This is a genomic window from Sphaerisporangium rubeum (genome assembly GCF_014207705.1).
Taxonomy (GTDB): Bacteria; Actinomycetota; Actinomycetes; order Streptosporangiales; family Streptosporangiaceae; genus Sphaerisporangium; species Sphaerisporangium rubeum.
This window is the reverse complement of sequence record NZ_JACHIU010000001.1, coordinates 1,574,543-1,592,962: the sequence shown is the minus strand read 5'-3', so window position 1 is coordinate 1,592,962 and position 18,420 is coordinate 1,574,543. Positions and strand designations below refer to the sequence as shown.

17 protein-coding genes are annotated in these 18,420 nt (G+C 70.9%); 6 read left to right on the top strand and 11 right to left on the bottom strand.

The annotated features are described in order from the left end of the window. The first annotated feature begins 79 nt into the window (after window positions 1–79). On the top strand, window positions 80–1,465 hold the full coding sequence (locus BJ992_RS06895) for a hypothetical protein (RefSeq protein WP_343072521.1): 1,386 nt from the start codon (window positions 80–82) through the stop codon (window positions 1,463–1,465). A gap of 163 nt (window positions 1,466–1,628) precedes the next feature. Beyond that, window positions 1,629–2,816, top strand: coding sequence for a pentapeptide repeat-containing protein (locus tag BJ992_RS06890; RefSeq protein ID WP_343072968.1), 1,188 nt, complete (start codon window positions 1,629–1,631; stop codon window positions 2,814–2,816). Window positions 2,817–2,819: 3 nt separating this feature from the next. Here BJ992_RS06890 and BJ992_RS06885 read toward each other — a convergent pair whose 3' ends face one another. Continuing rightward, window positions 2,820–4,211 carry an NAD(P)H-quinone dehydrogenase gene (locus BJ992_RS06885; RefSeq protein WP_184979091.1) on the bottom strand — a complete coding sequence of 464 codons (1,392 nt, stop codon included), beginning with the start codon at window positions 4,209–4,211 and terminating at the stop codon, window positions 2,820–2,822. A 209-nt stretch (window positions 4,212–4,420) separates the two neighbouring features. On the opposite strand from BJ992_RS06885, the gene BJ992_RS06880 reads away from it, so the two are divergent. Then, a complete protein-coding gene (locus BJ992_RS06880; RefSeq protein WP_184979090.1) occupies window positions 4,421–4,873 on the top strand; it encodes a gamma-glutamylcyclotransferase in 453 nt (150 codons plus the stop codon). Between the two features lie 2 nt (window positions 4,874–4,875). Here the strand turns inward: BJ992_RS06880 and BJ992_RS06875 are convergent, their stop codons facing one another. Next, the gene (locus tag BJ992_RS06875) at window positions 4,876–5,175 is read right to left on the bottom strand and encodes a hypothetical protein (protein WP_184979089.1); all 300 of its coding nucleotides are present in this window, start codon (window positions 5,173–5,175) and stop codon (window positions 4,876–4,878) included. Window positions 5,176–5,270: 95 nt separating this feature from the next. On the opposite strand from BJ992_RS06875, the gene BJ992_RS06870 reads away from it, so the two are divergent. Both BJ992_RS06870 and BJ992_RS06865 read left to right on the top strand, forming a co-directional pair. Next, window positions 5,271–6,074 (top strand): purine-nucleoside phosphorylase, encoded by an 804-nt coding sequence (locus BJ992_RS06870; RefSeq protein WP_343072520.1) that lies wholly within the window; start codon window positions 5,271–5,273, stop codon window positions 6,072–6,074. A 14-nt stretch (window positions 6,075–6,088) separates the two neighbouring features. Continuing rightward, window positions 6,089–7,732: a phosphohexomutase domain-containing protein gene (locus BJ992_RS06865; protein ID WP_184987675.1), complete on the top strand. Its 1,644-nt coding sequence runs from the start codon at window positions 6,089–6,091 to the stop codon at window positions 7,730–7,732. A 182-nt stretch (window positions 7,733–7,914) separates the two neighbouring features. Here BJ992_RS06865 and BJ992_RS06860 read toward each other — a convergent pair whose 3' ends face one another. The 4 genes from BJ992_RS06860 to BJ992_RS06845 all read right to left on the bottom strand — a co-directional run bounded on the left by BJ992_RS06860 (window position 7,915) and on the right by BJ992_RS06845 (window position 12,039). Then, window positions 7,915–8,532: a hypothetical protein gene (locus tag BJ992_RS06860; RefSeq protein WP_184979087.1), complete on the bottom strand. Its 618-nt coding sequence runs from the start codon at window positions 8,530–8,532 to the stop codon at window positions 7,915–7,917. Between the two features lie 66 nt (window positions 8,533–8,598). After that, on the bottom strand, window positions 8,599–9,678 hold the full coding sequence (locus BJ992_RS06855) for an adenosine deaminase (protein ID WP_184979086.1): 1,080 nt from the start codon (window positions 9,676–9,678) through the stop codon (window positions 8,599–8,601). A gap of 38 nt (window positions 9,679–9,716) precedes the next feature. Continuing rightward, on the bottom strand, window positions 9,717–10,415 hold the full coding sequence (locus BJ992_RS06850; protein WP_184979085.1) for an AMIN-like domain-containing (lipo)protein: 699 nt from the start codon (window positions 10,413–10,415) through the stop codon (window positions 9,717–9,719). Window positions 10,416–10,602: 187 nt separating this feature from the next. Then, on the bottom strand, window positions 10,603–12,039 hold the full coding sequence (locus tag BJ992_RS06845; RefSeq protein ID WP_246496545.1) for an MFS transporter: 1,437 nt from the start codon (window positions 12,037–12,039) through the stop codon (window positions 10,603–10,605). Between the two features lie 86 nt (window positions 12,040–12,125). Between BJ992_RS06845 and BJ992_RS06840 the strand changes: the two genes are divergently transcribed. Then, window positions 12,126–12,503 (top strand): MarR family winged helix-turn-helix transcriptional regulator, encoded by a 378-nt coding sequence (locus BJ992_RS06840; RefSeq protein ID WP_184979083.1) that lies wholly within the window; start codon window positions 12,126–12,128, stop codon window positions 12,501–12,503. Window positions 12,504–12,522: 19 nt separating this feature from the next. Here BJ992_RS06840 and BJ992_RS06835 read toward each other — a convergent pair whose 3' ends face one another. The 5 genes from BJ992_RS06835 to BJ992_RS06815 are packed head-to-tail and all read right to left on the bottom strand — an operon-like array spanning window position 12,523 to window position 18,291. Continuing rightward, window positions 12,523–13,800: a thymidine phosphorylase gene (locus BJ992_RS06835; protein WP_184979082.1), complete on the bottom strand. Its 1,278-nt coding sequence runs from the start codon at window positions 13,798–13,800 to the stop codon at window positions 12,523–12,525. 30 nt (window positions 13,801–13,830) lie between these two features. After that, window positions 13,831–14,223 carry a cytidine deaminase gene (locus BJ992_RS06830; protein WP_184979081.1) on the bottom strand — a complete coding sequence of 131 codons (393 nt, stop codon included), beginning with the start codon at window positions 14,221–14,223 and terminating at the stop codon, window positions 13,831–13,833. Next, complete coding sequence (locus BJ992_RS06825) at window positions 14,220–15,488, bottom strand: ABC transporter permease (RefSeq protein ID WP_343072519.1); 1,269 nt, start codon at window positions 15,486–15,488, stop codon at window positions 14,220–14,222. Before BJ992_RS06825 ends, BJ992_RS06830 begins: the two co-directional genes overlap by 4 nt. Continuing rightward, window positions 15,485–16,621: an ABC transporter permease gene (locus tag BJ992_RS06820; RefSeq protein ID WP_184979080.1), complete on the bottom strand. Its 1,137-nt coding sequence runs from the start codon at window positions 16,619–16,621 to the stop codon at window positions 15,485–15,487. Before BJ992_RS06820 ends, BJ992_RS06825 begins: the two co-directional genes overlap by 4 nt. Then, window positions 16,618–18,291: an ATP-binding cassette domain-containing protein gene (locus BJ992_RS06815; RefSeq protein ID WP_184987671.1), complete on the bottom strand. Its 1,674-nt coding sequence runs from the start codon at window positions 18,289–18,291 to the stop codon at window positions 16,618–16,620. The genes BJ992_RS06820 and BJ992_RS06815 overlap by 4 nt, the downstream gene beginning before the upstream one ends. Window positions 18,292–18,420: the final 129 nt, after the last annotated feature.

Sequence of the window (18,420 nt, the reverse complement as noted above, 5' to 3'; positions counted from 1 at the left end):
TCCGGATGAAGATAGCGTGGCGATCGAGGAACCCTGCCGACCCGCCATTCGTCCTGTAGGACGAAGGAGGCATATAGCCGTGACCAAAATCATGACGCGCCGTGCCGCCGCCACCGTCGTGGCGGTGCTGGCCGGCCTTCTGACGCTCCTGGCGTCGCCGTCCGCGGCGCTCGCGGCTGCGCCGCCCGACCCGGGCACCGTGCTCGCCGCGTGGAAGACCAGCGACCCGTTGTACGTCGGCCCCGGCGTGACGATCTCCCAGGACGACCTGGGCAAGATCCGTGACACGCTCGAAGGCGCCGACAGCAAGATCTACGTGGCCGCGCTCGCCGACGGCACCGTCGACAACGCCAGCGCGGGGCCGTTCATCACCGCGCTCGGCCGTGAGCTGAGCTCCGCCGGCCGGCCGAGGGCCACGGTGGCCGTGCTGGACGGCAACACGCTGTTCGCCGGGTCCAGCGCCATCCGTAAGACAGGGCTCGCGGGCCAGCTCGCCAATGCGGCGACCAGCAACAACAAGGACCTCGTCACCGGCATGGAGGACTTCGTCAACCGTGTCGACAAGGCCGTCAGCGGTGACACCCGTGGCGCGCTCAAGTCCGGCAGCGCGGCCGGTGGCGGCGGTGGCGGCGGGGTGCTGATCGGCATCCTGGTGCTGGCGCTGGCCGGTGGGCTCGGCATCTTCTTCTACTCGCGCAGGCAGAAGCGCAAGCGTCAGGCGCGCGAGGCCGCCGAGCTGGCCGCCGTCAAGCAGACCGTCGACGAGGACGTCACCAAGTTCGGTGAGGAGATCACCGCGCTGGACCTCGACGTCAAGTTCGCCGACAACCCGGCCAAGGGCCAGGACGACTGGCGCAACGCTCTCGACTCCTACGAGCGCGCCAAGAACGAGCTGGCCAATGTCAAGAAGGCCGACGAGCTGCGCGGCGTGACGTCCATCCTGGAGGAGGGCCGGTACGCGCTGGCCTGCGTCAAGGCCCGGGTGAACAACCAGCCGGTCCCCGAGCGCCGCGCGCCGTGCTTCTTCAACCCGCAGCACGGCCCGTCCGTGCGTGACGTCACCTGGGCTCCTCCCGGTGGCGCGCCGCGCAACGTCCCGGCGTGCGCCATGGACGCGCAGCGCGTCGACCAGGGCTACGACCCGCAGATGCGTGAAGTCATGGTCGACGGCCACCGTCGTCCCTACTGGGACGCCGGCCCCGCCTATGCGCCGTACGCGTACGGCTACTACGGCGGTTTCGGCGGCGACCTGATGACCGGCATGCTCATCGGCACCATGCTCGGCAGCTCCTTCGGCGGGTTCGGCTTCGGCGGCTACGGCGGTTACGGCGCGGGTTACGACGCCGGCTACCAGGAGGCCTCAAGCGACTTCGGCGGCGGCGGTGGCGACTGGGGCGGCGGCGGAGACTGGGGTGGCGGCGGCGACTTCGGCGGAGGCGACTTCGGCGGCGGCGGCGACTGGTAGACCCACCTGCTCGCGACAGGTCACGGCGTTCGAAGGCCCCGGCTCCTGCCGGGGCCTTCGGTGTTCCTCAGGGTGGGAAAGTGATCCGCAAGGTGAGTGCAACCTGGCGTATATCCAGGGATGTCACACTTGGCGCAGTTCAGAGGAGGCTGCGTTGCGTGGTGTGATCGCCCTGGTCGTCGCCGGGGTCGTGCTGGGGCTGTCAGGGACGGCGGTGGCGGAGGCCGAGGTGGCGCCGTGCCGGCCGGGGTCGGGGGCCAAGTACAAGGGGAAGGACTTCACCGGCGGTGCGGCTCTACCCGCCGACCTGCGGTGCGCGGACCTCACGGGGGCCAAGCTCGACGCGGTCGACCTGATCCAGAAGGACCTCTCAGGCGCGCTGCTCAAGAACGCGTCGCTGAAGGAGGCGGACCTCACCCAGGCGAAGCTGGAGTACGCGGATCTGACGGGGGCCGACCTGACGGACGCCGACATCGGCCAGATGCACGCGAAGCACTCCGTCTTCCGTGGCGCGGTGCTCGACGGTGTCGAAGGCGCGCAGGCGGAGTTCCCGCACGCCGACCTCACGGGGGCGAAGTTCCGGCGGGCCGACCTCGGCCAGACCGAGTTCACCGACGCGACGCTGGTGGACGCGGACCTCACCGAGGCCAAGCTCGGTCAGGTCGACGCGCGCAAGGCGGACTTCAGCCGTGCCACGATGCCGGAGGCCGAGCTCACCCAGGGGGAGCTGGACTACGCGGTGTTCCGGGGGGCCGACCTCACCGAGGCGGTGTTCACGCAGGCCGAGCTGAAGGGAGCCGACCTGCGGGACGCCAAGGTGGAGGGTGCGTCGTTCACCCAGGCCGACGACCTGAACCTCACCGGAGCGCTCGGTGAGCCGGAGGACGTGCCGGACGACGCGCAGGGCAGCACGTCGGAGCTGCCGGAGGACGACGTCGCGGGCCGGGCCCCGCGGGACCGTACGGACACCTCGCGAGGCGGCGGGTCGAACCTCGGGCTCATGCTGGCGGTGGTCAGCGGAGTCGGCCTGGTGCTGACCCTGATCTTCTGGGGGGTCGCGCACCGCGGCAGGCTGGAGCGCGCGGCACGGTTCACCGCGGCGCGCAGGGCCGCCGAGGAGGACGTGACCCGGCTCGGTGAGGCCATCGACTCGCTCGACTTCGACTTCCAGATCCACAACGCGACCGACGGCGGCAGCGGCGACCAGGACTGGCGGCACGCCATCGACGCCTACGAGGCGGCCAGGAACATGCTCCAGCGGGCCCACGCCGAGCAGGACCTGGCGCAGGTCGCGCACGCCGTACAGCAGGGCCATCAGGCGCTCGGCCGCATGCGGGCCCGCCTGCGGTAGGCCTCAGATCACCGTGGCGGTCGGCAGCATGAGGCGGCGGGCCGCCTCGGTGATCGAACCCGACAGGGACGGGTAGACGGCGAAGGTGTGCGCGAGCTGGTCGACGGTGAGGCGGTGCTGCACGGCGACCGACAGGCCGAGGATCAGCTCCGACGCGCGCGGCGCGACGATCACGCCGCCGAGCACGATGCCGGTGTGCGGACGGCAGAACAGCTTCACGAAGCCGTCGTGGAACCCCTGCATCTTGGCCCGCGCGTTGGTGGCCAGCGGCAGCTTGACGACGTTGGCCTCGATCTCGCCGGCCTCGACCTGCCGCTGCGCGACGCCGACGGCCGCGATCTCGGGGTCGGTGAAGATGGCGGACGCCACGGTGGCGAGGCGCAGCGGCTGTACGGCCTCGCCGAGCGCGTGCCACACCGCGATCCGTCCCTGCATGGCGGCGACCGACGCCAGCATCAGCACGCCGGTGCAGTCCCCCGCCGCGTACACGCCGGGGGCCGAGGTGCGCGACACCTTGTCGACCTGGATGAACCCGCCGCGGTCGAGCGTGACCCCGGCGTCCTCCAGCCCGATGCCGGAGGTGTTGGGGATCATGCCGACCGTCATGAGGCAGTGGCTGCCTTCGGCCGTCCTGCCGTCCTCCAGCGTGACCACCACCCCGTCGTCGGTGCGTTTCACCGACGAGGCGCGGGAGCGGCCCATGACGTTCATGCCGCGGCGGCGGTAGACGTTCTCCAGCGCCTCGGCGGCGTCGGCGTCCTCGTTCGGCATCATGCGGTCGCGGGACGACACCAGCGTGACCTCCGAGCCGAGGGAACGGTACGCGCCGGCGAACTCGGCGCCGGTGACACCCGAGCCGACGACGATGAGATGCTCGGGCAGTTCGTCCAGGTCGTAGAGCTGACGCCAGGTGAGCACCCGCTCGCCGTCCGGCTCGGCGCCTGGCAGCACGCGCGGGGTCGCGCCGGTGGCCACGATCACCACGTCCGCCTGGATGGTGCGGCCCCCGGCCTTGACGATGCGGGGGTCCACCAGGCGTCCCGGCGCCTCGACGATCTCGACGCCTTCGGCGACCAGCCGGGCCGCGATGTCGGCGGACTGGTGGCGGGCCAGTTCCTTCACACGTTTGTTGACCAGCGGCATGTCGGCCATGACGCCGCCGGCGTCGCCGTCCGGTCCCCCCGTGAAGCGCACCCCGAGCGACGACGCGTCGAGCAGCGCCTGCTTGCGTACGGAGGTGGCGATCAGCGTCTTGGACGGCACGCAGTCGGTGAGCACGCAGGCGCCACCGGGCCCTTCGCGTTCGACCACGGTGACCTCGGCCCCGAGCTGAGCCGCGACCAGCGCCGCCTCGTATCCGCCTGGTCCGCCGCCGATGATCACAATCCTCGTCACATGTCCCATTGTCCCGCATGTCATCCGGTGCACGGTGTGCGATGGCCAATGAGAAGTGGGGTAGACCAGTAAAAGCTCGAATTATGCCGAAAAAACCCCTACAAATCCCCGGGTTCGCCGGGTGATCGCCGGAAGATCGACACCGATGACCCGCATGTCGTGACCTCCTGATCACCCGTCAAGGCGATCTTGGATTACTCTAGTGTGCCGTGCCGGTTTACGCCGCCTATGGCAGCAACATGGACCCCAAGCAGATGGCCCAGCGGGCCCCCCACTCGCCGATGCGCGGGACGGGCTGGTTGCAAGGCTGGCGCCTGACCTTCGGCGGCGCCGACGTCGGCTGGGAAGGCGCACTCGCCACCATCGCCGAGGACCCCGAGGACCACGTCTTCGTCGTGCTCTACGACGTCCCCGAATGGGACGAGCCCTCCCTCGACCAGTGGGAAGGCGCCGTCCTCGGCCTCTACCACAAGGTCAAACTTCGTGTCGCCACCCTGGACGGCGAGGTCCTCGCCTGGTTCTACGTCCTCGACGACTACGAAGGCGGCCTCCCCTCGGCCCGCTACCTCGGCATCCTCGCCGACGCCGCCGAGAAAGCCGGCGCTCCCGACGACTACGTCCGCGACCTACGCGGCCGTCCCTGCACGTCGATCGGCGATTGAGGTCACGAGGCTCGCTTCTGCTGGTACTCCATGACCGCGGCCATGATCACACTCATCGGGACGACGGCGTCGCGGTCGGCCAGCGCGGCCTCGACCCACTCCCTGATCAGAGCGGTCGGCTTGACCCCCCGCGCACGAGCCCGTTCCCGTACCTGGTCCATGACGGGCTTGGGGAGTCGTAGCGAGGTCACGATCATCACTTCTCCGGCGGGGACAGGCCCTGCCGGTACCGCCTGCGCCAACTCCGCGGACGTGTCGTGCGTGTCGTAGTGAGCGGCGAGTTCGCCAACCCTGTCCGCCATGCACACCGCCTCTCTCCGTTTCTCCGCAGGGCATCGTAATACGTTCGCATTACGCATTGTGGTCGTCGTCGGAGATGGGTTGTAGCCTCGCTGCTGTGAGTAGAGATGCGTATGAGTTGGCGGCGGAGGCGGCCCGGCGGCTGCGGGAGTTGAGTGGGGTGGCGGCGTTCGAGGTGGCGCTGGTGCTCGGGTCGGGGTGGGTGCCTGCGGCTGACGCGGTGGGGAGGGGGGTGGCGGAGTTCTCTGTCACCGAGTTGCCGGGGTTCGCGCCGCCTGGGGTGGCGGGGCATTCGGGGCGGGTGCGGGTGGTGGAGACGGCTCCGGGACGGTTCGGGCTGGTGTTTCTGGGGCGGACGCATCTGTACGAGGGGCGTGGGGTCGAGCCGGTGGTGCACGGGGTGCGCACGGCGGTGGCGGCCGGGGTGTCGACGGTGGTGCTGACCAACGCGGCCGGGGGGTTGCGGCCGGAGACGCAAGATGTCGGGGAGCCGGTGCTGATCAGTGATCACATCAACCTGACGGGGGCCAACCCCATCACCGGGGCCACGTTCATCGACCTTACCGAGGTGTACTCGCGGCGGCTGCGGGACCTCGCGCGTGAGGTGGACCCGTCGCTGGCCGAAGGGGTGTACGTCGCGTTCCGCGGGCCGACGTACGAGACACCCGCCGAGATCCGCATGCTGCGCACGCTCGGGGGTGACCTGGTCGGCATGTCCACGGTGCTCGAGGCGATCGCGGCGCGGGAGGCCGGGGCCGAGGTGCTCGGGGTCTCGCTGGTGACCAATCCGGGGGCCGGGCTGGTCGGTGAGCCGCTGAACCACGAGGAGGTTCTCGCGGTGGGCCGGTCCACGGCGGCGCGCATGGGTGTGCTGCTGGGGAAGGTCGTCGGGAAGCTGTGACGGCCACCGGAGAGGTGTCAGGGGTGGAAGAGCTGCGGGAGCGTGCGCGTGCGTGGCTCGCGCAGGATCCCGATCCGGCGACCCGTGAGGAGCTGGCGGACCTCCTCGCGCGGGGGGACGACGCGGCGCTGGCGGACCGGTTCGAGGGGAAGCTGGAGTTCGGGACGGCCGGGCTGCGGGGGGAGCTCGGGGCCGGGCCCGGCCGGATGAACCGTGTGACGGTGATGCGCGCCGCGGCCGGGCTGGCGGCGCGGCTCGGTGCCGGACGGCATGTGGTGATCGGGTATGACGCGCGGCACATGTCTTCGACATTCGCGCGGGACTCGGCGGCGGTGCTGACCGGCGCGGGGTTGCGGGTGTCGCTGATGGCCGAGCACTGGCCGACGCCGGTGCTGGCGTTCGCGGTGCGGCATCTCGGCGCGGACGCCGGAGTGATGGTCACGGCGTCGCACAACCCGCCTCGGGACAACGGGTACAAGGTGTACTGGGGGGACGGGGCCCAGATCGTGCCGCCGCTGGACACCGAGATCTCGGCGGCGATCGACTCGGTGGGAGCCGTGGACCGGCTGCCGCTCGGGTCGAGGTGGGAGACGCTGACCGACGCCGCGATCGTGGAGCCGTACCTGGCGGCGGTCCGATCGTTGCCGCTGGGGTCGGCACGTGATCTCAAGGTCGTGTACACACCGCTGCACGGGGTGGGTGGGGAGCTGTTGCTGCGTGCCTTCGCGGCGGCCGGCTTCGCCGAGCCGGTGCCGGTGGAGGCGCAGTTCACGCCTGATCCGGATTTTCCGACGGTGGCGTTCCCCAATCCTGAGGAGCCCGGGGCCATGGATCTGGCGCTTGGGCTCGCCGCTCGCGCCGGGGCCGACCTGATCATCGCCAACGATCCCGATGCCGACCGGTGCGCGGTCGGCGTGCCGGCCGACGGCGGGTTCCGCATGCTGACCGGGGACGAGGTCGGAGGGCTGCTCGGGGAGTACGTCATCACGCGGACGTCGGCCCCTGATCGGCTGGTGGCCGCGTCCATCGTGTCGTCGTCGCTGCTCGGGAAGATCGCCGCGGCGCACGGGGTGCGGCACGCCGAGACCCTCACCGGCTTCAAGTGGATCGTGAAGGCCGGGGACGGCATGGTGTTCGGCTATGAAGAGGCCCTCGGCTACACCGTCGGGTCCGACGAGGGTCTGCCGGTCCGCGACAAGGACGGCATCGGCGCGGCCCTGACGGTCGCCGCGCTGGCCGCGTCCGCCGCCACCGAAGGTCGCACCCTGTCCGACCTGCTCGACGACCAGGCCGTCCGTTACGGCCTGCACGCGACGTCCCCCCTCTCCGTCCGCGTCGCCGACCTCTCCCTGATCACCGACGCGATGACCCGTCTACGTGCCACTCCCCCTACGGAACTCGCCGGCCGCCGAGTCCTGTCCACCGACGACTTCACCACCGGCCTCGACGGCCTCCCCCCCACCGACGCACTCCGCTACGTCCTGTCCGGCGACGCACGCGTGATCATCCGCCCCTCCGGCACCGAACCCAAACTCAAGTGCTACCTGGAGGTCGTCGTCCCCGTCCCCACCTCCGAGGACGTCCCCCAGGCTCGCCGCCAGGCCTCCCACGACCTGGACACCCTGAAGTCCGACCTCAGCCGACTCCTCCACCTGTGACGACCCGCCGTACGACGGCGCCGGCTTCGCCATAGATGGTTCCCGCCGTCGCGGCGCCGGGAGAAGCTCCGACATGGACGGGGATCAGGGGACGCCGCGATCCATGGCGGCACAGCCGACCAGCAGCGCGGCTGAGTGCGGGGGTGATCAAGGCGGCACAGCCGACAGGCGGCACGGCTCGGTCAGGCGGTGATCAAGGCGGCAATCACCAGGATCAGGGCGGCGGCGAGGGCTCCCAGGGCTGAGGGGGACCAGGTTGTGGTCAGGGGGAGGGGGTCGCCGGGGAGGCGGGATTTCTGGGTGGCGGTTTCTGTCAGTTGTTGGGCCACCCAGTCGGCGTGGGTGCGGCCGGTGAAGGCTTTGGCGGCATCTTGTTGGGGTTTGGGGAGTTGGGGGTGGGTGGTGGGGTAGCGGCCGGAGGGGGTGGGGACGGTGGTGCCGCGGCGGGTGGCTTTGGCGCGTTCCCTGGCGCTGGACTGGGGGGTCCAGCAGCGGACGGACTCGTCGCCGGACTCGATGACTATGGCGTGGGAGACGTGGATGTTGTCGACGGCTTTCCACGGGATGAAGATGTTGCGCAGGGGGTTGCGGACCAGAATGCCGTCTTCTCTGGGGAGGATGCCGGGGCGGAGGCAGCCGATGTAGACGGCGGCGGTGAGGACGGCGAGGACGGCGCCGGCGACCAGTGCGGAGGGGATGCGGCCGTTGAGGATGAGGTCGACGGCGTTGAAGGCGGCGAAGGCCATCCACAACCAGCCGAGGACCCAGGCGATCGTGGATCTGAATATCTGCGGCTTCACGGCTCGCTCACCGATACCTCTCCGTTACGCGGGGCGTTCACCACGCTAACGCCTTCGGGGCGATGCTCAAGCCTGCCACTTGAGCTGCGCGAAACCGGGCTTGATGACGCCGTTGATGATGGCGAGTCGCTCGTCGAACGGGAGGAACGCCGACTTCATGGCGTTCACCGTGAACCACTGTAGGTCATCCCATCCGTACCCGAACGCGTCGACGAGACCGGCGAACTCCTTGGACACGCTGGTGCCGCTCATCAGGCGGTTGTCGGTGTTGACGGTCACCCGGAAGTACAGCCGCCGCAGCAGCCCGATGGGGTGGTCGGCGAGGGACGACGCCGCGCCGGTCTGCAGGTTGGACGTGGGGCACATCTCCAGCGGGATCCGCTTGTCCCGTACGTACGCCGCGAGCCGTCCGAGCTTGGCGGTGCCGTCCGAGGCGACCTGGATGTCGTCGATGATGCGCACGCCGTGGCCGAGCCGGTCGGCGCCGCACCACTGGATGGCCTGCCAGATGGACGGCAGCCCGAAGCCCTCCCCCGCGTGGATGGTGAAGTGGGAGTTCTCCCGCTGGAGGTACTCGAAGGCGTCGAGGTGGCGGGTCGGCGGGTACCCGGCCTCCGCGCCGGCGATGTCGAACCCGGCGACGCCGACGTCGCGGTACCGGACGGCAAGCTCGGCGATCTCCATGGAGCGCGCCTGGTGGCGCATCGCGGTGAGCAGGCTGTTCACCCGGATCCCCCGGCCGTCCGACCCTTCGCGGAAGCCGTCGAGCACGGCCTGCACCACCTGGTCGAGGCTGAGGCCGCCGGAGGTGTGCAGCTCAGGCGCGTACCGCACCTCGGCGTACACGACGCCGTCGTCGGCGAGGTCCTGCGCGCACTCGGCCGCGACACGCACCAGTGCCTCACGGGTCTGCATGACGCCGACGGTGTGCGCGAACGTCTCCAGGTACCGCTCCAGCGAACCGGAGTCCGCCGCCTCGCGGAACCAGTCGCCGAGCGCGCCGGCCTCGGTGGCCGGCAGTCTGTCGTACCCGCTCTCACGGGCCAGGTCGATGATCGTCTGGGGTCGCAGGCCACCGTCGAGATGGTCGTGCAGAAGTACTTTGGGGGCTCGGCGGATCTCGTCGAAGGTGGGCTGCTGTGTCATCGCATCATCGTACGGAAGCGGCGGCGGGGGCCGCACCGTCAGGCACGCCGGTGCGCGATGTCCACGACCAGCCGCGCGGGGTCCCGCTGCTCGAAGACCCGGAACCCGGCGCGGTGCCGCAGCCCGATCGCGACGGTGACGACCCCTTCGAAGTCCCCGACCGGCAGGACGCCGCGCACGTTGACGAGCTCGGCGTTCAGCACCGGCGTGCGGCCGAGTGTCGGCTTGCCGCTCTCGCTGTGCGCCTGCGCGGGGGTGAGCGTGATCTGCAGGAACGCGTCACCCTTCATGGGGACGACGTCGCCTGAGCCGTCCTGGACGACCTGCCGCACATACCCCACGGTGTACCCGGTGCGCGCTCCGCGCAGGTCGACGACCACCCGGTCGAAGCCCTTGTCGGCGTGCGCGGCGGTACGGATGCCGGTGACCAGCGGCGGACGTTCCGGCGTGCGGGTCACCTTGACCTGTTCGGTGGAGGTCGGCGCACCGGGGCCGGTGGACGACGGCGCGGGGACGGTCGTGGTGGGGGACGCCGGCGCGGGGATGGTGCTCGCGGACACCGTGGGTGCGGCGGTGGGCTCGGCGGTCGGTCCGGTGGTGGGTTCGGCGCTGGGGTTCGGCGTCTGCGGGGTCGGCGCGACCGTCGCGGTGGCGGCAGGCGGCGACCCGGGGGTCCCGCCGCACGCGGCGGCGAACGCCAGGGGGACGAGTGCGGCGGCGACGGCGAGCCTTCTCATGGGGACCTCGGCTTCCTCGGCGGGGTGTCACCTACTCGATGTGATGCGGAGCATGCCTCAGAAGTTCACCTGAAAACCCAACCAGACGGAAACGTATCGCCTGGGTCGAGGGACACCGGCGGACGAAAACCCGAAAGCCCCCCGGCGTCCCGCACGCCGGGGGGCTTCTCCCCCGTACGACCCCGGGTCAGACGGCCTCGACGACCTCCCGTACGGGCTCCGGCACCGGCGTCGCGGCGGTGGTCCTGGCGCGCAGGACACCGGTGACCGCGATGCCGAGGCCGGCCAGCGCGACGGCGGCGCACAGTGCGAACGACGGCCGGATCGCCGCCATGGTGACCGCGCCCCCGCCGGCGGTCGCCACGGCGGTCACGACCGCGAGGATCAGTGCCCCGCCGACCTGACCTGAGGTGTTGAGCAGCCCGGACGCGAGCCCCTGTTCGTCGTCGGCCACCCCGGCGGTGGCCTGGATGTTGAGCGAGGGGAAGGTCAGGGCGAACGAGACGCCGATCAGCGCCATGCCGGGGAGCAGCAGGCCGAGGCTCGGCGCGGGACCGGCGAACAGGAACACGCCGTACCCGGCGGCCAGGGACGCCGACCCGATGACGATGAGCCGCGCGGTGCCGAACCGGTCGGCGAGGTCCCCCATCTTGGTGGACGTCACGGCGACGATGAGGCCGGCGGGAAGGAACACGAGCGCGGTGTGCAGCGCCGACCAGCCGAGCAGGTTCTGGAAGTACTGCATGGCGACGAACTGGAAGGCGACGTACGACCCGAACAGCACCACGAGCCCGAGGTTGGCCCGCACCAGCGGCCCGGAGCGCAGGATGCCGAACCGCACGAGGGGGTGCCTGACCCGCGTCTCGATGACGACGAACACGGCGAGCAGCGCGACGGCGGCGGCGAGCGTGCCGATCGTGGTGACCGATCCCCAGCCGGTCTCGGGTGCGCGGACGACGGCGAACACCAGCAGCAGCATGCCGAACGTGATGGTGGCGGCGCCGGCCAGGTCGTACCCGCCGGTGGCGCGCTGCTCCCCCGAGTGGCGCGGCAGCAGCGGCAGGGCCGCGACCAGTGCGATGACGGCGACGGGGACCGGCATCAGGAACGTCCAGCGCCAGCCGATCTCGGTGAGCAGGCCCGACAGCACGAGGCCGAGGGAGAAGCCGCTGGCGCCGCTGGCGGTGAAGATGCTGAGCGCGCGGTTGCGCGCGGGACCTTCGGCGAACGTCGTGGTGATGATGGACAGCGCGGCAGGCGCGGTGAACGCGGCGCTGATGCCTTTGACGAACCTGGCGGCGATGAGCAGGCCACCGTCGTCGACGAGCCCGCCGAGCAGGGACGCGACGGCGAAGACCCCGAGCGCCGTGAGGAACACGCGGCGGCGGCCGAGCAGGTCCGCGGCACGGCCGCCGAGGAGCAGCAGGCCGCCGTACCCGAGCACGTAGCCGCTGACGACCCATTGGAGCGTCGAGGTGGACAGGCCGAGGTCGGCTTGGATCGACGGCAGCGCCACTCCCACCATCGAGACATCGAGCGCGTCGAGGAAGATCACAGCGCAGAGCACGGTGAGCGCACCCCACAGGCGCGCGTCCCAGCGTCCGGTGTGAGACGAGAGGTTCATGGGCCGAGACACTACATGCACATGCATTCAATGCACAAGCATTTAATTCCGATGCATCTATTGTGTGTGCATGCTATAGTCCGGTCATGGACGACGTCGATGTGGTCGCGTCCTGGCGCGAGCTGCTCGCCAGGCACGCCGTGACCTGGTGCGCTCTGGAGCGTGAGCTCGGCGACAAACACGACCTCGGAGTCAGCGAGTTCGAGGTCCTCGACCACATGTGCGAGTCCGAGAGCGGCAAACACCGCGTCCAGGAGCTCGCCGACGTGGTCCACCTGAGCCAGAGCGCGCTGTCCCGCCTCATCTCACGCCTGGAGAAGGCCGGTCTCGTCTGCCGCGACATGTGCGTGCAGGACCGCCGCGGCGTCTACGTCACCATCACCGACGCCGGCCGCGCGCGCCACGCCGAAGCCCTCCCCACCCACCGCGCGGTGCTGCGCGCCAAGGCGCCGGTCCACCACTGACCGGCGCCGAGGCGGTACGTCAGGCCGTGACGCGGTCGATGATCAGCGGCAGCAGCGACGGGTCGGCGGCGTCACCCACCGCGTAGGCGTCCTCAAGGGTCGCGAGCGCGCGGGGGAAGCGGGCCGCGTCCTCGGTGTGCAAGGTCAGCAGCGGGCTGCCCTTCTCCACGTGGTCCCCCGGCTTGGCGTGCAGCGTGATGCCGGCGGAGGCCGAGACCGTGTCCTCCTTGCGCGCGCGACCGGCGCCGAGCCGCCAGGCGGCCACGCCGACCTTGTAGGCGTCCAGCCGGGACAGGACACCGGTGGCCGGAGCGGTGACCCGCGTGGTCTCGGGGGCCGTGGGAAGAGGCGCGTCGGGGTCGCCACCCTGCGCGCTGATCATGCGGCGCCAGGCGTCCATCGCGGAGCCGTCCTTGAGCGCGTCGGCCGGGTCCTTGCCTGAGATGCCGGCGGCGTCGAGCATCTCGCGAGCCAGGCGGACGGTCAGCTCCACGACGTCGGCGGGGCCGCCGCCGGACAGGACCTCGACCGACTCCTCGACCTCCAGCGCGTGACCGACGGCGAGGCCGAGAGGCCGGTCCATGGCGGTGAGCAGCGCGACCGTGGTGACACCGTGGTCGGTGCCGAGGTCCACCATGGTGCGGGCCAGCTCGCGCGCGTGGTCGAGGTTCTTCATGAAGGCGCCGGAGCCGACCTTGACGTCGAGCACGAGCGCGCCGGTGCCTTCGGCGATCTTCTTGGACATGATGGACGACGCGATCAGCGGGATCGACTCCACCGTCCCGGTGACGTCGCGCAGCGCGTACAGCTTCTTGTCGGCGGGGGCGAGTCCGTCACCGGCGGCGCACACCACCGCGCCGGCCGTGCGCAGCACGTCGAGCATCTCGTCGTTGGACAGCGACGCGCGCCACCCGGGGATCGACTCCAGCTTGTCCAGCGTGCCGCCGGTGTGGCCGAGCCCGCGGCCCGACAGTTGCGGCACGTACGCGCCGCAGGACGCCACCAGCGGCGCGAGCGGCAAGGTGATCTTGTCGCCGACGCCGCCGGTGGAGTGCTTGTCGGTGGTGGGCCGGTCCAGTGACGACCAGTCCATGCGCGACCCCGAATCGATCATCGCCTGGGTCCACCGGCGGATCTCCTCGCGGCTCATGCCGTTGAGCAGGATCGCCATGGCGAGCGACGCCATCTGCTCCTCGGCCACCTGGCCGCGCGTGTAGGCGTCCACCACCCACGCGATCTGCTCGGCCGACAGCTCGTGGCGGTCCCGCTTGGTGGTGATGACGTCGATCGCGTCCATGTGGTGTCTCAGGCTCCAGATCTCGGGTGGTCAGTCGCGGGACAAATTCTCGGGGCCGAAGGCGAACGGCAGCACGTCGGCCATGCGCCACGGCCCCTCGGGGGTCTCCACGAGCAGCTCCGGCCCGCCGTTCTCGTACAGCAGCTGGCGGCAGCGTCCGCACGGCATGAGCAGCTCGCCGTGGCCGTCCACGCAGGTGAACGCCACCAGCGTGCCGCCGCCTGAGGCGTGCAGCGCGGACACGAGGCCGCACTCGGCGCACAGCGACAGGCCGTAGGACGCGTTCTCGACGTTGCAGCCGGTCACGATCCGGCCGTCGTCGACGAGCGCCGCGGCGCCGACGGGGAACTTCGAGTACGGCGCGTACGCGTGGCCCATCGCCTCGACGGCGGCCTCACGCAGCGCGTCCCAGTCAGGGGTCACTTGGCCTGTCCCTTCCGGTACGGCAGTCCGTCGGCGGCCGGCATGCGCAGCCGCTGCGAGGCGAGCGACAGCACCAGCAGCGTGGTCAGGTGGGGGGTGAACGAGGTGAACTGCTCGGCGACCGTGTCGGTCACCATGAACACCGCGAACACCGCGACCGCGAACACACCACTGATCAGCGCCGCGCGGGCCCGGCCCTGCTTGACGAGCTGGAACACCGCGAACGCCGCGAGCAGCATGGCGACCACCAGCAGCAGCGCGTGCACCGACGTGCCGCCTTGGCGCAGTTGGAGCGCGTCGGTGTACCCGAACAGCAGCGCGCCGCCGGCCAGGCCACCCGGCCGCCAGTTGCCGAAGATCATGGCGGCGAGGCCGATGAAGCCGCGGCCACCGGTCTGGCCCTCACGGTAGATGCCGGCGGCCACGATGGACAGGAACGCGCCGCCGAGCCCGGCGAACGCGCCGGAGATCAGCACCGCGAGGTACTTGTAGTAGTAGACGTTGACGCCGAGCGACTCGGCCGCCACGGGACGCTCGCCGCACGCGCGCAGCCGCAGGCCGAACGAGGTGCGCCACAGCACGTAGAAGCTGAGCGGCACCAGCAGGATCGCGACCAGCGTGAACAGCGACACGTTCTGGGTTATGCCCCGCAGCACTCCGGCGAGGTCGGCGATCAGGAACGTGTGGGTGGTCTCCAGGCTGCGCAACCCGTCCCCGATGCCGGGGATGCCGACGGTGTCGATGGACGGGATGCGCGGGGACTGCGTCTCGCCGCCGCCGCTCATGTTGCTGAACACCAGTTTGGACAGGTACTGCGTGACGCCGAGCCCGAGGATGTTGATGGCGACACCGGAAATGATGTGGTCGACGCCGAAGGTCACGGTGACGACGGCGTGCAGCAGCCCGCCGAGCGCGCCGCCGAGCGCACCGGCGACCACGCCGGCCCACGGGGTGCCGAACGTCAGCGCACCCCACGCGCCGCACCAGGTGCCGAGGATCATCATGCCTTCGAGGCCGATGTTGACCACGCCGGCGCGTTCGGACCACAGACCACCGAGCGCGGCGAGGCCGATCGGCACGGCGAGGCCGAGCGCGGCGCCGATCGTGCCGGCCGAGGTGATGTCGTTGGCGCCGGTGACCACACGGGCCACCGACATCATGACGAGCAGAGCGAGCACGCCGAGCAGCGCGGCACGCCAGCCGAACGCCAGGCGGCGGGACGGCGGCGCCGGCGGCGCGGCGGTGACCTCGGAGACGGCGGTCACGCGACGGCTCCTTCCGCGGGGGTGCCGGCCGAGAGCTGACGGCTCACCCGGCGTTGCTCGGCGGTCATGCGGTACCGGTGGACCAGCTCGTAGGCGATGATGACCGAGAGCACGATGGTGCCCTGCATGATGATCACGGTCTCCTTGGGGATGCCTTCGAGGTCGAGGATGTCCGAGGAGTTGTCCAGGAAGCTCCACAGCAACGCGCCGACGGCGATGCCGGCCGGGTTGTTGCGGCCGAGCAGCGCGATGGCGATGCCGGTGAAGCCGAGCCCGGTCGGGAAGTCCAGGCTGTAGGAGTAGGACGCGCCGAGCAGCTGCGGCATGCCGACCAGACCGGCCACCGCACCTGAGATGATCATGGTGAGCAGCACCATGCGCTTGACGTTGACGCCGCTCGCCACGGCCGCCGACTCCGACGCGCCGGTGGCCCGCAGGTCGAAGCCGAACCGCGTCCGGTTGAACAGCACGTGGTAGGCGATCCCCAGCAGAGCGGCGACCACGATGAAGCCGAACACCTTGGCCTGCGTGCCGGGGACGATCGCGAACCCGGGGAACTGGCCGGACTCGGGGATCGGCTTGGTGCCGATGTTGTTGCTCCCCGACACCGCGACCGCCAGTCGGTCGGTGGTGAGCAGCCACGCGCCGAACCCGGTCGCGATGGCGTTCAGCATGATCGTGGAGATGACCTCGCTGACGCCTCGGGTCACCTTGAGCAGGCCCGCGATGGAGGCCCACAGGCCGCCGACCGCCACCGCCACGAGGACCGTGACCGCGACGTGGAGCACCGGCGGGAGCACCAGCGCGCCGCCGACCGCCGCCGCGAGCAGGGCCGCCAGGCGGTACTGGCCGTCCACGCCGATGTTGAAGAGGTTCATGCGGAACCCGATCGCCACGGCGAGCGCGGAGATGTAGTACGTGGTCGCCAGGTTGACGATGTTGACGACCGTGCGGGGCTGGGAACCGTAGTCGACCAGGAGGAACAGGGTGTGCAGCGGCGGGTTGCCGGTGAGCACCAGGATGATCGAGGTCACCAGCCCGGCGAACACGATGGCGAGCAACGGCGCCGCGAGCGCCAGCAGCCCGCCGAGCCGCACCCGGCCGAGCAGCCGGTCGGTGAACGAGGAACTCATGCGCCCTCCCCGGCCGGCGTCTCGCCGGCCCGTCCCGCTGATGGTGCCGATGGCCCGTCCTGGTCCCCGGCCGGAACGGCGTCGTGATCCCCGGCCGGAACGGCGTCCTGGTCCCGCGCCGGAACGGCGTCGTGGTCCCCCGCGCCGGTCATGGCGGAGCCGAGCAGTTCCGGGGTGACCCCCGCCGGGTCCACGTCCGCGACCACCTGGCCGCGCAGCAGGACCTTCAGGGAGTCCGACAGGCCGATCAGCTCGTCCAGGTCCGCCGAGATCAGCAGGACGGCGAGGCCGGCCGCGCGTGCCGCGCGCAGGTGGTCCCAGATGGCGGCCTGAGCGCCGACGTCCACGCCTCGTGTCGGGTGGGACGCGATGAGCACCACAGGATCGCCGCTCATCTCGCGGCCCACGATGAGTTTCTGCTGGTTGCCGCCGGACAGCGCGCCGGCGTCCACGTCGATGCCGGGGGTGCGCACGTCGTAGGCGTCCACGATGCGCTGGGTGTCGGCGCGGGCCCCGGCCCGGTCGATCCACGGGCCGCGGACGTTGGGCCTGCGGGTCTGGTGACCGAGGATGCGGTTCTCCCACAGCGGGGAGGCGAGCAGCAGGCCGTGGCGCTGGCGGTCCTCGGGGATGTACCCGATGCCGCCTTCGCGCCTGCGCAGCGTCGGCCAGTGGGAGATGTCGTCGCCGCCGAGCGTGACGACCCCTTCGGCGGACCGCATCCCCATGATGGCCTCGACCAGCTCGGCCTGTCCGTTGCCCTCGACCCCGGCGATGCCGAGCACCTCGCCCTTGTGGATGTCGAACGACACGTCGCGCACCACCGCGCGTCCGTCGGCGCCGCGTACCGTCAGGCCGCGCACGGCGAGCGCCACCTCGTCGGTGACGGTGGACTCGCGGGTCTCCGGGCTCGGCAGCTCGCTGCCGACCATCAGCTCGGCGAGCCGGCGCGCGGTGACGTCCGCCGGCAGCACGCTCGCCACGGTCGTGCCGCGCCTGATCACCGTGATGGCGTCGGCCACCGACAGCACCTCGTCGAGCTTGTGCGAGATGAAGATGATGGTGAGGCCCTCGCGCACCAGTCCGCGCAGGTTGTCGAACAGCTCGTCGACCTCCTGCGGCACCAGCACGGCGGTGGGCTCGTCCAGGATCAGGATGCGCGCGCCTCGGTAGAGCACCTTGAGGATCTCGACGCGCTGCCTGGCCCCGACACCGAGGTCCTCCACCAGCGTGTCGGGGGACACGCCGAGGCCGTACGCGTCGGAGATCTCCTTGATCTTCCGGCGCGCGGCGGCGAAGTCGATGCCGAGCCCGCGGCGCGGCTCGCTGCCGAGGATGATGTTCTCAAGGACCGTGAGGTTGTCGGCGAGCATGAAGTGCTGGTGCACCATGCCGATCCCCGCGGCGATGGCGTCGGCCGGGGAGCGGAACGTCACGGGCTTCCCCTCGACGCGGATCACCCCCTCGTCGGGGTGCTGCATGCCGTAGAGGATCTTCATGAGCGTCGACTTGCCCGCGCCGTTCTCCCCCACGACGGCGTGCACGTGGCCGCGCCGCACGCTCAGGCGGATGTCACGGTTGGCGACGACGCCGGGGAACCGCTTGGTGATGCCTTCCAGCTCGACGGCGAGCGGAGGCTCTGCGGGATCCGGGGGTGTCGGGGTGCTGATGGCGGCCTCCTGCCATGACGGACGGCCCTGGTGGCGGACGTGAGCGGCCGGACGCGGCGACGCGTCCGGCACCGGGGGCCGCAGGCGTGCGGCCGGACCGGAGCGGACGCGATGACGGACCGGAGGGAG

What these genes read in the sequence shown, in the direction of transcription:
- BJ992_RS06835 (WP_184979082.1), bottom strand. Translation starts at nt 13,800, where the DNA reads ATGGACGCGATCGACGTCATCACCACCAAGCGGGACCGCCACGAGCTG.
- BJ992_RS06820 (WP_184979080.1), bottom strand. Translation starts at nt 16,621, where the DNA reads ATGAGTTCCTCGTTCACCGACCGGCTGCTCGGCCGGGTGCGGCTCGGC.
- BJ992_RS06845 (WP_246496545.1), bottom strand. Translation starts at nt 12,039, where the DNA reads ATGAACCTCTCGTCTCACACCGGACGCTGGGACGCGCGCCTGTGGGGT.
- BJ992_RS06855 (WP_184979086.1), bottom strand. Translation starts at nt 9,678, where the DNA reads ATGACACAGCAGCCCACCTTCGACGAGATCCGCCGAGCCCCCAAAGTA.
- BJ992_RS06875 (WP_184979089.1), bottom strand. Translation starts at nt 5,175, where the DNA reads ATGGCGGACAGGGTTGGCGAACTCGCCGCTCACTACGACACGCACGAC.
- BJ992_RS06850 (WP_184979085.1), bottom strand. Translation starts at nt 10,415, where the DNA reads ATGAGAAGGCTCGCCGTCGCCGCCGCACTCGTCCCCCTGGCGTTCGCC.
- BJ992_RS06840 (WP_184979083.1), top strand. Translation starts at nt 12,126, where the DNA reads ATGGACGACGTCGATGTGGTCGCGTCCTGGCGCGAGCTGCTCGCCAGG.